This window comes from Streptomyces cyaneofuscatus, assembly GCF_033109485.1.
Taxonomy (GTDB): domain Bacteria; phylum Actinomycetota; class Actinomycetes; order Streptomycetales; family Streptomycetaceae; genus Streptomyces; species Streptomyces cyaneofuscatus.
Map to the genome: position 1 here is coordinate 2,343,293 of NZ_CP137002.1, position 13,466 is coordinate 2,356,758.

The following is a 13,466-nucleotide window of genomic DNA, read 5'->3' on the forward strand; positions in this document are numbered from 1 at the left end:
TGTAAGCGAACCGATACCGAATTCACTCGGTGGAGTGACGTCGGTTCGCCGGAGACCGGACACCGCCGGGTACACTCCCCACCCCGTCGGCGGCGGGCCGGAGGGGCAGGGGTGCGGCTGCGGTCAGTACGTGTAGAAGCCCTGCCCGCTCTTGCGCCCGATGTCACCTGCGTCGACCATCCGGCGCATCAGCTCGGGAGCCGCGAACTTCTCGTCCTGCGATTCGGTGTAGATGTTGCTCGTGGCGTGGAGCAGGATGTCGACGCCGGTCAGGTCGGCCGTGGCGAGCGGGCCCATGGCGTGGCCGAACCCGAGCTTGCAGGCGGTGTCGATGTCCTCGGCCGTGGCGACGCCCGACTCGTACAGCTTGGCGGCCTCGACGACGAGGGCCGAGATGAGCCGGGTGGTGACGAAGCCCGCCACATCGCGGTTGACGACGATGCAGGTCTTGCCGACCGACTCGGCGAACTCCCGGGCGGTGGCGAGGGTTTCGTCGCTGGTCTTGTAGCCGCGTACGAGTTCGCAGAGCTGCATCATCGGGACCGGCGAGAAGAAGTGCACGCCGACGACGCGCTCCGGACGCTCCGTCACGGCCGCGATCTTCGTGATCGGGATGGCGGAGGTGTTCGAGGCCAGCACGGTGTTCTCGCCGACGACCTTGTCCAGGGCGCGGAAGATCTCGTGCTTGACCTCCAGCTTCTCGAAGACCGCCTCCACCACGACGTCCACGTCCGCGACCGCGTCGAGGTCGGTGCTCGTGGTGATGCGGGCGAGGGCGGCCTCGGCGTCGGACGCCTCCAGCTTGCCCTTGGCGACGAACCGGTCGTACGAGGCCTTGATGCCGTCCAGGCCGCGGGTCAGCGCCGCGTCGGTGACATCCCGCAGCACGACGTCCCAGCCCGCCTGGGCGGAGACCTGCGCGATCCCGGATCCCATGAGTCCGGCCCCGATGACGGCGAGCTTCCTGGCCACGTTCGCACCCCTTGTTCTCTGTCCGCCTCTGCGGCATCTGTTCACGGCGGTTCACATTGCTCTCCGGCGGAGATTAGTACCCGTCGGGGGCGCTGTGGCCGTGAAGAGATGCGCGTCACGTCTCGAATGACGGACATCACACCGAGACGCGTCATTCGGCTCCGTGCCACGCGTAGTTGAGGGTGCGGGCCTTAACTACGCTGGGCCCATGGTCAATCTGACGCGCATCTACACCCGGACCGGCGACCAGGGCACCACGGCCCTCGGCGACATGAGCCGCACCGCCAAGACCGATCTGCGGATCGCGGCGTACGCGGACGCCAACGAGGCCAACGCGGTGATCGGGACCGCCGTCGCGCTGGGCCAGCTCTCCGAGGACGTGGTGAAGGTCCTCGTACGGGTCCAGAACGACCTCTTCGACGTGGGTGCCGACCTGTCGACGCCGGTGGTCGAGGACCCGAAGTACCCGCCGCTGCGGGTCGAGCAGTCCTACATCGACAAGCTGGAGGCGGACTGCGACCGCTTCCTGGAGGAGCTGGAGAAGCTCCGCAGCTTCATCCTTCCGGGGGGTACGCCTGGGGCCGCCCTGCTCCACCAGGCGTGCACCGTGGTCCGGCGCGCCGAGCGGTCGACCTGGGCGGCGCTGGAGGTGCACGGCGACGTGATGAACACCCTGACCGCCACCTACCTCAACCGCCTCTCCGACCTCCTGTTCATCCTGGCGCGCACCGCCAACAAGGAGGTCGGGGACGTGCTGTGGGTGCCGGGCGGTGAGCGCTGAGGCCTGTCGGCCTAGAGCCGGTCGGCCGGCTCGCGTTCCACCGCCGCGTTGGCGTCCTTCGGGGCCTGCTTCGGGAAGAGCGTGTAGCCGCCGGCGATGATCACGTTGATGCCGATGACCAGGAGCATCTTCTGCTGCCAGCCCTGGAGCGAGCTGACGGCGCCGCCCGGACCGACGTACCAGACCGCCGCCTGGAGCAGACCCAGCGCGACCGCCGCGGCGAGGATCCAGCGGGCGGCGGTGCGCCACTCGTGGACGGCGCGGGCCGTGCCGTACTTCGGCGGCTTCACCGGCGGTGGGCCGCCGAACCAGCGGTGCGCGACCCAGGCGTCCACCTTCTTGATGGTGTGATGGCCAAGGCCTACGGTGAAGCCGATGTAGACGGCGGCCAGCCCGTGCTTCCAGTCGGGCTCGGCGCCGTTCCTCAGGTCGATCACCGTCACCACGAGCAGCACCACCTCCAGCAGCGGCTCGCAGAGCAGCACGGCCGCGCCGAGCTTCGGCTTCCTCGCGACGTACCGCAGGGCGAGCCCGGCGGCCAGCAGCACCCAGAAGGCGACCTCGCAGGCCACCACCAGTAGAGCGATCACAGCGTCTCTCCTCCCGTTCCCCTTCAGCCTCCCGTCCGCCGGGCGGGGATACGTCGTCGGCGGTGACGAAACGGCACTGCATCCTTCGATGTAGTCACGCCTCGGTCTGCGAAGGGAGGCCCGGCGATCGTGGTGCGTGTTGGATGGAAGGGTGTTCACCTCGATCCGCCCCCACCGCGACGACGTGGCCCTCGCCGTCTCCGGGCTGCTCGGGGGGCTGCTCCTGTGGCTGCTCGGCCTGCACACCCAGGATGGCCGCCCCCTCTCCGCGCCCTGGGTCACCCTCGTACCGGTGGCCGTGATCGCCACGGCGGAGCTGCTGCGCCGCAGCGCCCCGCGCACCGCGCTGACCGTCGCCGTGGTCGCGCTGATCGCGGACCAGTTCACCCGGGGCAGTCTGGCCACCGTCCTGATGTTCACGGACGTGATGTACGCGGCGGTCCTGTACGGGACCCCGGCCGCCGCCCGCCGTCTCCCGGTGGCCACGCTCCTGATCACCGTCGCGTCCACGATCGGTTTCCTGGCCTGGTTCCGCAGGCCCGAGGCGCTGCTGATCGGCGTGGTCATCGGGCTGGTCTCCTTCATCCCCGCGATCACCGGCGTCAGCGTCCGCAACCACCGCATCGCGGCCGAGGCCGCCCGGCTGGCCGCCGCGCAGACGGCACGGCTGGCCGAGATGGACCGGGTGCAGGCGGTGATCGCCGAGCGGGCCCGGATGGCCCGGGAGCTGCACGACATGGTGGCGAACCACCTCTCCGCCGTGGCGATCCACTCCACGGCGGCCCTCTCCATCGACGACCCGGACACCTCGCGGAACGCGCTGGAGGTGATCCGGGAGAACAGCGTGGAGGGGCTCGCGGAGATGCGCCGGCTGATCGGGCTGCTGCGCGAGGGCGGTGAGGACAGGGCCCCGGCCGCGGCGCCGACGCTCGCATCGCTGGACGCCCTGATCGAGCAGGCGAACACCAACGGCGCCCCGAGCGGGCTGGTCTGCGCGCTGGATGACACCCGGGCGGCGGGGTCCGCGGCGCTGCCGACCCCGGTCGAACTGGCCGCGTACCGGATCGTGCAGGAGTCCCTCACCAACGCCCTCAAGCACGCGGCGCCGGGGCCGGTGACCGTGCGGATCGACCTCACCGGCGACGTACTGGCGGTCGAGGTGACCAGCGTGTCCGGCAGCCGGCCGGGGCCCACCGCGCCGGGGTCGGGGGCCGGTCTGGTGGGGATGCGGGAGCGGGTGGCGCTGCTGGGCGGCTCGTTCGAAGCAGGTTGCGTGGACGGGACGTTGTGGCGGGTGCGGGCGGAACTGCCCGTACAAGAAAGGGAGATGCGGGAATGACGATCCGGGTACTGGTGGCCGAGGACCAGGCAGCCGTACGGGCGGGGCTGGTGCTGATCCTCTCCAGCGCGCCGGACATCGAGGTCGTCGGGGAGGCGGCGGACGGCGAGGCGGCGGTGCGCCTGGCGCGTGAACTCCGGCCGGATCTCGTCCTGATGGATGTGCAGATGCCCCGGCTGGACGGGGTGGCGGCGACCCGGCAGGTGGTGGCGGAGGAGCTGGCGGATGTCCTGGTGCTGACCACGTTCGATCTGGACGAGTACGTCTTCGGGGCGCTGCGGGCGGGGGCCTCGGGCTTCCTGCTGAAGAACACCGACGCCCGCGATCTGCTGGAGGCGGTACGGACGGTGGCGCGCGGCGAGGGGCTGATCGCACCGGCCGTGACCCGGCGGCTGATCGCGGAGTTCGCGGGGACGCGGTCCGTACGGGCGGCGGGTGCGGCCGATCCGGCGGTGCTGGAGGCGCTGACCCGGCGGGAGCGGGAGGTGCTGGGGTGTCTCGGCGAGGGGCTGTCGAACGCGGAGATCGCGCTGCGGCTGACGATGGCGGAGGCGACGGTGAAGACGCACGTCAGCAGATTGCTGGCCAAGCTGGGGCTGCGCAGCCGGGTCCAGGCGGCCGTGCTGGCACAGGAGTTGGGGCTCTGACGGCGGCCGGGGCCCGGGCGCGGTCCGGGGCCGCGAAAGGCCGGATTCCGGTCCGATTCCGGGCCGGTTCCGGCCCTCGATCTTTGGTCCAGACCTCTTGACGATTGGTCCAGACCTTCCTAATGTCACCCATCACACACTGCGGTGAGTACGAGAGCACCCGTACTCAGGGCGGCGCAGGGTTTGCAGTCCACGAATCATCCCCGTTTGCTGGACCTCACCCGAGGAGCACCGTTGAGCACTGATACTCCCCCACGCCGTAGCCGATTCAGATGGATACCGCTGCGGAGCGGCCGGTCCAAGGTCATCGCCGGTCTCACCGCTCTGGCCGTGCCATTCGCCGCGATGGTGGGTCTCGCGACTCCGGCCGCGGCGGCCACGTCGGCCACCGCCACGTTCACCAAGAAGTCCGACTGGGGCAGCGGCTTCGAGGGCCAGTGGACGGTGAAGAACACCGGCACCACGGCGCTCTCCTCCTGGACCATCGAGTGGGACTACCCCGCCGGGACCCGGGTCAACTCCGCCTGGGACGCCACCGTCACCAGCTCCGGCAACAGCTGGACCGCCAAGAACCTCGGCTGGAACGGCAACATCGCCCCCGGCGCCAGCGTCAGCTTCGGCTTCAACGGCTCCGGCCCCGGCGCCCCCAGTGGCTGTAAGCTCAACGGCGCCTCCTGCGACGGCTCCACCGTCCCCGGCGACAACCCGCCCTCCGCCCCCGGCACCCCCACCACCAGCGACGTCACCAACACCTCGGTGAAGCTCAGCTGGAGCGCGGCCACCGACGACAAGGGCGTCAAGAACTACGACGTTCTGCGCAACGGCGCCAAGATCGCCACGGTCACCGGCACCACGTACACCAACACCGGACTGACCGCCGGCACCGACTACACGTACGCGGTCCAGGCCCGGGACACCATCGACCAGACCGGCCCGGTCTCCGCCTCCGTCTCGGTCCGCACCACCGGCGGTGGCGGCGGCGAGGAGCCCGGCGGCGACAAGATCAACCTGGGCTACTTCACCAACTGGGGCGTCTACGGGCGCAACTACCACGTCAAGAACCTGGTGACGTCCGGCACGGCCGCGAAGATCACGCACATCAACTACGCCTTCGGCAACGTGCAGGGCGGCAAGTGCACCATCGGTGACTCCTACGCCGACTACGACAAGGCGTACACCGCCGACCAGTCCGTCGACGGCAAGGCCGACACCTGGGACCAGCCGCTGCGCGGCAACTTCAACCAGCTGCGCAAGCTGAAGGCCCAGTACCCGCACATCAAGATCCTCTGGTCGTTCGGCGGCTGGACCTGGTCCGGCGGCTTCGGCCAGGCCGTCCAGAACCCCGCCGCCTTCGCCCAGTCCTGCTACGACCTGGTCGAGGACCCGCGCTGGGCCGATGTCTTCGACGGCATCGACCTGGACTGGGAGTACCCGAACGCCTGTGGTCTGACCTGCGACACCAGCGGCCCGGCCGCGATCAAGACCATGGCCGACGCCATGCGCGCCAAGTTCGGCCCGAACAACCTGGTCACCGCCGCCATCACCGCTGACGGCTCCAGCGGCGGCAAGATCGACGCCGCCGACTACGGCGGCGCGGCCCAGTCCTTCGACTGGTACAACGTGATGACGTACGACTTCTTCGGCGCCTGGGCGGCCAAGGGCCCGACGGCCCCGCACTCCCCGCTGACCTCGTACACCGGCATCCCCCAGCAGGGCTTCACCTCCGCCGACGCGATCGCCAAGCTGAAGGCCAAGGGCGTTCCGGCCAAGAAGCTGCTCCTCGGCATCGGCTTCTACGGCCGCGGCTGGACCGGCGTCACCCAGGCCGCCCCGGGCGGCACGGCGACCGGCGCGGCCCCGGGCACGTACGAGGCGGGCATCGAGGACTACAAGGTCCTCAAGAACACCTGCCCGGCCAACGGCACCATCGCCGGCACGGCCTACGCGCACTGCGGCACCAACTGGTGGAGCTACGACACCCCGGCCACCATCGGCTCCAAGATGGCCTGGGCGAAGAGCCAGGGCCTGGGAGGCGCGTTCTCCTGGGAGTTCTCCGGTGACACCACCAACGGTGAACTGGTGAGCGCGATCAGCAACGGTCTCAAGTAGCCACCACGCCGTAACCGCACCAGCGCCACCCCCCGAAAAGCGCCGGGGAGACGGGTCCGCCCCCCGTCTCCCCGGCTTTTCGCTGTGTACGGGCCTGCGGCCCTAGGCCACGTTGACCCTCCCCCAGACTTCGTCCGGGGGACCCCCTTCCAGCGGGGCTACTTCCTACGCGACATTGACCCGCTGGCCGGGCGGCGCCGCCTCCAGCCAGGCGAGGAAGCCGGTCAGGGCGTCCTCGCTCATCGCCAGCTCCAGGCGGGTCCCCCGGTGGAGACAGCCGAGCACGACGGAGTCGGACAGCAGCGCGAGCTCCTCCTCGCCCTCCGGAAGCCGGCGGGCGATCACCTCGATCGCAGAACGCTCCAGGCCCCGGCGGGGGCGAGGAGCGTAGGAGAAGACACGGAACCAGTCGACGCGGTCGCCGCTGTAGCGGGCGACCCCGTAGACCCAGCCTTTGCCTGAGGGGTCCGGCTCCTCGGAGACGTCCCAGCGCAGCGAGCAGTCGAAGGTCCCTCCGGACCGCTGGATCAGCCGCCGGCGCAGGCCGAAGACGAACAGTCCCACCAGGACCAGCACGATGACGGACACGCCCACCCACAACGCGAGGACCATCTCCACCGACCTCCTCGCATCGTCGAGTAACGGGTAACGCGTAGCGCGTAACGGATAACGAACCGATTCGAACTGAACTGCACCTGCATCGCCTCAGCCGCGACACGGCTGGATTTCTCCAGCGCGGGCCGCGGCTGAGTAAAAACATCGCTCCGTGGGGGTGCTAGTGCACCGCCACCGCGCGCAGACGGATCTCGGCGCGCCGCTCAGCGGCGGCGTCCGCGTCCGACTTCGCGCGCTCCAGCGCACGCTCGGCTCGCTGGACATCGATCTCGTCCGCCAGCTCGACGATCTCGGCCAGCAGCGACAGCTTGTTGTCCGCGAACGAGATGAAACCACCGTGCACAGCGGCGATGACGGTACCGCCCTCGCTCGTGCGGATCGTCACCGGGCCCGATTCCAGCACACCGAGAAGCGGCTGGTGACCGGGCATGATGCCGATGTCGCCGGACGTGGTACGCGCGACGACCAGGGTGGCCTCGCCGGACCAGACACTGCGGTCCGCGGCGACCAGCTCCACATGCAGCTCAGCAGCCAAGGAGACTCCTCGGGTCACCACCCGGCCGCGCGGCCGGGTGTCGGTTCAATTCTACGGGGCGTGGTGAGGGGGGCGGGACCAGCCCCACCCCCCTCGGTGAGCCGGAGGCTCAGGAGACGCCGAGCTCCTTGGCCTTCGCCTTGAGGTCGTCCAGGCCACCGCACATGAAGAACGCCTGCTCGGGGAAGTGGTCGTAGTCCCCGTCGCAGATCGCGTTGAACGCGGCGATCGACTCGTCGAGCGGGACGTCCGAACCGTCCAGGCCGGTGAACTGCTTGGCGGCGTGGGTGTTCTGCGACAGGAAGCGCTCGACGCGACGGGCACGGTGGACAACGAGCTTGTCCTCCTCGCCCAGCTCGTCGATACCGAGGATCGCGATGATGTCCTGGAGGTCCTTGTACTTCTGCAGGATCCCCTTGACGCGGCTGGCCGCGGCGTAGTGGTCCTGGGAGATGTAACGCGGGTCCAGGATGCGGGACGTGGAGTCCAGCGGGTCCACGGCCGGGTAGATGCCCTTCTCGGAGATCGGACGGGAGAGAACCGTCGTCGCGTCGAGGTGGGCGAACGTGGTGGCCGGGGCCGGGTCGGTCAGGTCGTCCGCGGGGACGTAGATCGCCTGCATCGAGGTGATCGAGTGACCACGCGTCGAGGTGATGCGCTCCTGGAGCACACCCATCTCGTCGGCCAGGGTCGGCTGGTAACCCACCGCGGACGGCATGCGGCCGAGCAGCGTGGAGACCTCGGAACCGGCCTGCGTGAAGCGGAAGATGTTGTCGATGAAGAGCAGCACGTCCTGCTTCTGCACATCGCGGAAGTACTCCGCCATGGTCAGGGCGGACAGGGCCACGCGCAGACGCGTCCCCGGCGGCTCGTCCATCTGGCCGAAGACGAGCGCGGTCTTGTCCAGAACGCCCGACTCGGTCATCTCGTCGATGAGGTCGTTGCCCTCACGGGTGCGCTCACCGACACCGGCGAACACCGACACACCGTCGTGCAGCTTCGCCACACGCATGATCATTTCCTGGATGAGGACCGTCTTGCCGACGCCCGCACCACCGAACAGACCGATCTTTCCACCCTTGACGTACGGGGTGAGAAGGTCGACGACCTTCAGGCCGGTCTCGAACATCTCGGTCTTGGACTCGAGCTGGTCGAAGGCCGGGGCCTTGCGGTGGATCGGCCAGCGCTCGGTGATCTGCGCCTCGGCCTCCGGCTCGTTCAGGATCTGACCGAGGGTGTTGAACACCTTGCCCTTGGTGACGTCACCGACGGGGACGGTGATGCCCGTGCCCGTGTCGGTCACCGGGGCCTGGCGGACCAGGCCGTCGGTGGGCTGCATGGAGATCGCCCGGACCACGCCGTCACCCAGGTGCTGGGCGACTTCGAGGGTCAGCGTCTTGCGGGCGCCGGCCTCGGCCGGGTCGTCCACGTCGACGTGAAGGGCGTTGTAGATGTCCGGCATCGCGTCGACGGGGAACTCCACGTCGACGACCGGGCCGATGACCCGGGCGACGCGGCCCGTGGCAGCGGCCGTCTCAACAGTGGTCGTCATTACTTGTCACTCCCCGCGGTCGCGTCGGCCAGAGCACTGGCACCGCCGACGATCTCGCTGATTTCCTGGGTGATTTCGGCCTGGCGGGCCGCGTTGGCAAGCCGGGAGAGGCTCTTGATGAGGTCCCCGGCGTTGTCGGTGGCCGACTTCATCGCGCGGCGGCGGGCAGCGTGCTCGGAAGCGGCTGCCTGCAGCAGTGCGTTGTAGATACGGCTCTCGACGTAGCGCGGCAGAAGGGCGTCGAGGACGTCCTCGGCCGACGGCTCGAACTCGAACAGCGGAAGGATCTCGCCCTTGCGGGTGCTCTCCTCCGCCACCTCGTCGAGCGAAAGCGGCAGCATCCGGTCGTCGATCGCGTTCTGCGTCATCATCGACACGAATTCCGTGAAGACGATGTGCAGCTCGTCGACGCCGCCCTCGGCCGTCTCCTTCTGGATGGCCTCGATCAACGGGGCGGCGATGCGCTTGGCATCGGAGTACGCCGGGTTGTCGGTGAAGCCGGTCCAGGATTCCTCGACCTTGCGCTCGCGGAAGCCGTAGTACGCGACACCCTTACGGCCGACGATGTACGTGTCGACCTCCTTGCCCTCGCCGGCAAGGCGCTCCCGCAGCCGCTCCGCCGCCTTGATGGCGTTGGAGGAGTAGCCGCCGGCCAGACCGCGGTCGCTCGTGACGAGCAGGACCGCGGCGCGGGTCGGCGCTTCGGCTTCGGTGGTGAGCGGGTGCTTGGCGTTGGAGCCGGTCGCCACCGCGGTCACCGCACGGGTGAGCTCGGTCGCGTACGGCATCGACGCCGCCACCTTGCGCTGCGCCTTGACGATGCGCGAGGCGGCGATCATCTCCATCGCCTTGGTGATCTTCTTGGTCGCGGTGACGGCTTGGATGCGGCGCTTGTAAACGCGAAGCTGAGCGCCCATCGATCAGCCCTCGCCCAGGAGCTTGCCGTCCGAGGTCTCGAACTGCTGCTTGAAGGCGGCGATCGCGTCGGCGATCGACTGCAGCGTGTCGTCGGACATCTTGCCGCCCTCGGCGATGCTGGTCAGGAGGTCCTTGCGCTCACGGCGCAGGTACTCCAGCAGCTCGGCCTCGAAGCGACGGATGTCCTCGACCGGGACGTCGTCCATCTTGCCCGTGGTACCGGCCCAGACGGAGACGACCTGCTCCTCCATCGGGAACGGGGCGTACTGCGGCTGCTTCAGCAGCTCGACCATGCGCTTACCGCGCTCCAGCGAGGCCTTCGAGGCCGCGTCCAGGTCGGAACCGAAGGCGGCGAACGCCTCCAGCTCGCGGTACTGGGCGAGGTCCACGCGGAGCCGGCCGGAGACCTGCTTCATGGCCTTGTGCTGGGCGGAGCCACCGACTCGGGAGACCGAGATACCGACGTTGAGCGCCGGACGCTGACCCGCGTTGAACAGGTCGGACTCCAGGAAGCACTGGCCGTCGGTGATGGAGATGACGTTGGTCGGGATGAACGCCGACACGTCGTTCGCCTTGGTCTCGACGATCGGGAGGCCCGTCATCGAACCGGCACCCATCTCGTCGGAGAGCTTGGCGCAGCGCTCCAGCAGACGCGAGTGCAGGTAGAAGACGTCACCCGGGTAGGCCTCACGGCCCGGCGGGCGGCGCAGCAGCAGGGACACGGCGCGGTAGGCGTCGGCCTGCTTCGAGAGGTCGTCGAAGATGATCAGGACGTGCTTGCCCTGGTACATCCAGTGCTGGCCGATGGCCGAACCGGTGTACGGCGCCAGGTACTTAAAGCCGGCCGGGTCGGACGCCGGGGCGGCGACGATGGTCGTGTACTCCAGCGCGCCGGCCTCTTCGAGCGCACCACGCACGGAGGCGATGGTGGAGCCCTTCTGACCGATGGCGACGTAGATGCAGCGCACCTGCTTGTTCACGTCGCCGGAGCGCCAGTTGTCGCGCTGGTTGATGATCGTGTCGACGGCCAGAGCGGTCTTACCCGTCTGACGGTCGCCGATGATCAGCTGACGCTGGCCGCGGCCGATCGGCACCATGGCGTCGACGGCCTTGTAGCCGGTCTGCATCGGCTCGTGCACCGACTTGCGGACCATGACGCCAGGGGCCTGCAGCTCGAGGGCGCGGCGGCCGTCGGTCGCGATCTCGCCGAGACCGTCGATCGGCTGGCCGAGCGGGTCGACGACGCGGCCGAGGTAGCCCTCGCCGACGCCGACGGAGAGCACCTCACCGGTGCGCTGCACCGGCTGGCCCTCCTCGATACCGCTGAACTCGCCGAGAACGATCGCACCGATCTCGCGCTCCTCGAGGTTGAGGGCGAGACCGAGGGTTCCGTCCTCGAACTTCAGCAGCTCGTTCGCCATGGCGGAGGGCAGGCCCTCCACCTTCGCGATGCCGTCGCCGGCAACGCTGACCGTACCGACCTCCTCGCGCGAGGCCGCGTCCGGCTTGTACGACTGGACAAAGTTCTCCAGCGCGTCCCGGATCTCCTCCGGCCGGATCGTGAGCTCCGCCATCTGGGTTCCCTGCTCTCCTTGTTGGGCCCGAAGTTTCTTAAGGGGGTCTGGGGGCCGACCCCCAGGAATCTTCTGCAATTTCTGCACGGCCCAACCGGGCCGCTGGTCTTGCTTGTTCTGCTGCCTTGCTCTGCTGCGCTGCGTCAGCCGGCCATGCGACGGGTCGCCTCTTCGAGGCGCTCCGCGACGGTGCCGTTGATGATCTCGTCACCGACGCGCACCGAGATCCCGCCGAGGACCGCGGGGTCCACGTCCAGGTTCAGGTGCATCTCGCGGCCGTAGATCTTGGCGAGAGCGGCGCCGAGACGCTGCTTCTGCCGGTCACTGAGCGGCACCGCCGAGGTGACGACGGCGACCGCGCGGTCGCGGCGCTCCGCGGCGAGCTTGGACAGGGATTCGATCCCTGCCTCCAGGCTACGTCCCCGCGGCTGCGTCACCAGGCGGACGATGATCCGCTCGGTGACCGGCTGTGCCTTTCCGCCGAGCAGGCTGCGGAGCAGCTCGCTCTTGGCGGCGGTGGTGGCCGTACGGCTGGTGAGCGCGGAACGCAGCTCCGTGTCGGAGCCGACGATCCGGCCGAACCGGAACAGCTCGTCCTCGACGTCGTCGAGGCCGCCCGCGCGCTGAGCCGCGGTGAGGTCTGCGGTGTTCGCCAGCTCCTCGACCGAGTCCACCAGGTCACGCGACTGCGACCAGCGGGAGCGGACCAGCCCGGAGACCAGGTCGACGGCTTCGCCGCTGACCTGACCGCTGAGCAGGCGCGCGGCCAGCTCGGCCTTGCTCTCGCCGCTCTGGGCCGGGTCCGTGAGAACCCGGCGCAGCGAAACCTCGCGGTCGAGCAGCGCGGTGACCGAAGCCAGATCGTCGGCGAGGGCCGCCGCGTCGACCGACGTGTTGTCGGTCAGCGCGTCGAGCCGCTCACGTGCGGCGGCCAGTGCCTCGCGGCTCGCGCCGTTCATCGGGCGGCCTCGGCCTTCGCCTCGAGCTCGTCGAGGAAACGGTCGACGGTGCCGCTCTGCCGGGCGTGGTCCTGGAGGGACTCGCCGACGAGCTTGCCGGCCAGGTCGGTGGCGAGCTTGCCCACGTCCTGGCGCAGCGCGGAGGACGCGGCCTTGCGGTCGGCCTCGATCTGGGCGTGGCCGGCGGCGATGATCTCTTCGCGCTGCCGCTGACCTTCCGCCTTCATCTCCTGGATGATGACGGCACCCTGCTCCTGCGCCTCCTGGCGCAGACGAGCGGCCTCGTGGCGGGCCTCGGCGAGCTGAGCCTTGTACTGCTCAAGGACGCTCTGCGCCTCGGTCTGAGCCGCTTCGGCCTTCTCGATGCCACCCTCGATCGCCTCGCGACGCTCGTCCAGGGTCTTGTTGATCACCGGGAGGAGCTTCTTCGAGAAGACGAAGAAGACGATGCCGAAGCAGATCAAGCCGATGACGATCTCAGGCCACACCGGGAGCAGAGGGTCCTGCGCCTTCTCGGCTGCCAGATACATCATGGTGGACCTTTCGTCGAATGAAGCTACAGGCACAACGTCACTTGACGATGAACGGGACGACGAAGCCGATCAGGGCCAGGGCCTCGACGACGGCGAAGCCGAGCAGCATGTTCTGACGGATGATGCCGGCGGCCTCGGGCTGGCGGGCGATGGCCTGCACACCGTTACCGAAGATGATGCCGATGCCGATGCCGGGGCCGATCGCGGCGAGGCCGTAGCCGATGGTGCCGACGTTGCCGTTCACGGCCGCGAGGGTCTCGAAAGCAGCAGACATGTCTGTGGTTCCTTCTCTTGGTGGGTCCGGTGGAAATGGTCTTCGCACCGGGCGTCTGGGGAGCTGAG

The 13,466-nt window shown here is 69.1% G+C and carries 14 protein-coding genes; 4 read left to right on the forward strand and 10 right to left on the reverse strand.

The annotated features are described in order from the left end of the window. Nucleotides 1-123 precede the first annotated feature (123 nt). On the reverse strand, nucleotides 124-972 hold the full coding sequence (locus R2B67_RS09705) for a 3-hydroxyacyl-CoA dehydrogenase family protein (RefSeq protein WP_018509898.1): 849 nt from the start codon (nucleotides 970-972) through the stop codon (nucleotides 124-126). 208 nt (nucleotides 973-1,180) lie between these two features. On the opposite strand from R2B67_RS09705, the gene R2B67_RS09710 reads away from it, so the two are divergent. Beyond that, the gene (locus R2B67_RS09710; protein ID WP_018509899.1) at nucleotides 1,181-1,753 is read left to right on the forward strand and encodes a cob(I)yrinic acid a,c-diamide adenosyltransferase; all 573 of its coding nucleotides are present in this window, start codon (nucleotides 1,181-1,183) and stop codon (nucleotides 1,751-1,753) included. An 11-nt stretch (nucleotides 1,754-1,764) separates the two neighbouring features. Here the strand turns inward: R2B67_RS09710 and R2B67_RS09715 are convergent, their stop codons facing one another. Beyond that, on the reverse strand, nucleotides 1,765-2,343 hold the full coding sequence (locus R2B67_RS09715) for a hypothetical protein (RefSeq protein ID WP_317817331.1): 579 nt from the start codon (nucleotides 2,341-2,343) through the stop codon (nucleotides 1,765-1,767). Nucleotides 2,344-2,494: 151 nt separating this feature from the next. Between R2B67_RS09715 and R2B67_RS09720 the strand changes: the two genes are divergently transcribed. The 3 genes from R2B67_RS09720 (at nucleotide 2,495) to R2B67_RS09730 (ending at nucleotide 6,438) form a co-directional block, all read left to right on the forward strand. Then, a complete protein-coding gene (locus R2B67_RS09720; RefSeq protein WP_317817332.1) occupies nucleotides 2,495-3,682 on the forward strand; it encodes a sensor histidine kinase in 1,188 nt (395 codons plus the stop codon). Further along, complete coding sequence (locus tag R2B67_RS09725; RefSeq protein ID WP_109979588.1) at nucleotides 3,679-4,329, forward strand: response regulator; 651 nt, start codon at nucleotides 3,679-3,681, stop codon at nucleotides 4,327-4,329. The genes R2B67_RS09720 and R2B67_RS09725 overlap by 4 nt, the downstream gene beginning before the upstream one ends. 234 nt (nucleotides 4,330-4,563) lie before the next feature. After that, on the forward strand, nucleotides 4,564-6,438 hold the full coding sequence (locus R2B67_RS09730) for a glycosyl hydrolase family 18 protein (protein WP_317817333.1): 1,875 nt from the start codon (nucleotides 4,564-4,566) through the stop codon (nucleotides 6,436-6,438). Nucleotides 6,439-6,603: 165 nt separating this feature from the next. Here R2B67_RS09730 and R2B67_RS09735 read toward each other — a convergent pair whose 3' ends face one another. The 8 genes from R2B67_RS09735 to atpE all read right to left on the reverse strand — a co-directional run bounded on the left by R2B67_RS09735 (nucleotide 6,604) and on the right by atpE (nucleotide 13,398). Continuing rightward, nucleotides 6,604-7,050, reverse strand: coding sequence for a DUF2550 domain-containing protein (locus R2B67_RS09735; RefSeq protein WP_030569125.1), 447 nt, complete (start codon nucleotides 7,048-7,050; stop codon nucleotides 6,604-6,606). Between the two features lie 163 nt (nucleotides 7,051-7,213). Then, nucleotides 7,214-7,588 carry a F0F1 ATP synthase subunit epsilon gene (locus R2B67_RS09740; protein ID WP_015611381.1) on the reverse strand — a complete coding sequence of 125 codons (375 nt, stop codon included), beginning with the start codon at nucleotides 7,586-7,588 and terminating at the stop codon, nucleotides 7,214-7,216. Between the two features lie 109 nt (nucleotides 7,589-7,697). After that, nucleotides 7,698-9,140, reverse strand: coding sequence for a F0F1 ATP synthase subunit beta (atpD, locus tag R2B67_RS09745; protein WP_109979586.1), 1,443 nt, complete (start codon nucleotides 9,138-9,140; stop codon nucleotides 7,698-7,700). Further along, nucleotides 9,140-10,057 (reverse strand): F0F1 ATP synthase subunit gamma, encoded by a 918-nt coding sequence (locus R2B67_RS09750; protein ID WP_317817334.1) that lies wholly within the window; start codon nucleotides 10,055-10,057, stop codon nucleotides 9,140-9,142. Before R2B67_RS09750 ends, atpD begins: the two co-directional genes overlap by 1 nt. A gap of 3 nt (nucleotides 10,058-10,060) precedes the next feature. Next, the gene (gene atpA, locus R2B67_RS09755) at nucleotides 10,061-11,632 is read right to left on the reverse strand and encodes a F0F1 ATP synthase subunit alpha (protein ID WP_015611378.1); all 1,572 of its coding nucleotides are present in this window, start codon (nucleotides 11,630-11,632) and stop codon (nucleotides 10,061-10,063) included. A gap of 143 nt (nucleotides 11,633-11,775) precedes the next feature. Next, nucleotides 11,776-12,591, reverse strand: coding sequence for a F0F1 ATP synthase subunit delta (locus tag R2B67_RS09760; RefSeq protein ID WP_317817335.1), 816 nt, complete (start codon nucleotides 12,589-12,591; stop codon nucleotides 11,776-11,778). After that, on the reverse strand, nucleotides 12,588-13,124 hold the full coding sequence (locus tag R2B67_RS09765; RefSeq protein WP_161265984.1) for a F0F1 ATP synthase subunit B: 537 nt from the start codon (nucleotides 13,122-13,124) through the stop codon (nucleotides 12,588-12,590). Before R2B67_RS09765 ends, R2B67_RS09760 begins: the two co-directional genes overlap by 4 nt. 37 nt (nucleotides 13,125-13,161) lie before the next feature. Next, nucleotides 13,162-13,398, reverse strand: coding sequence for an ATP synthase F0 subunit C (gene atpE / locus R2B67_RS09770; protein WP_109979583.1), 237 nt, complete (start codon nucleotides 13,396-13,398; stop codon nucleotides 13,162-13,164). Nucleotides 13,399-13,466: the final 68 nt, after the last annotated feature.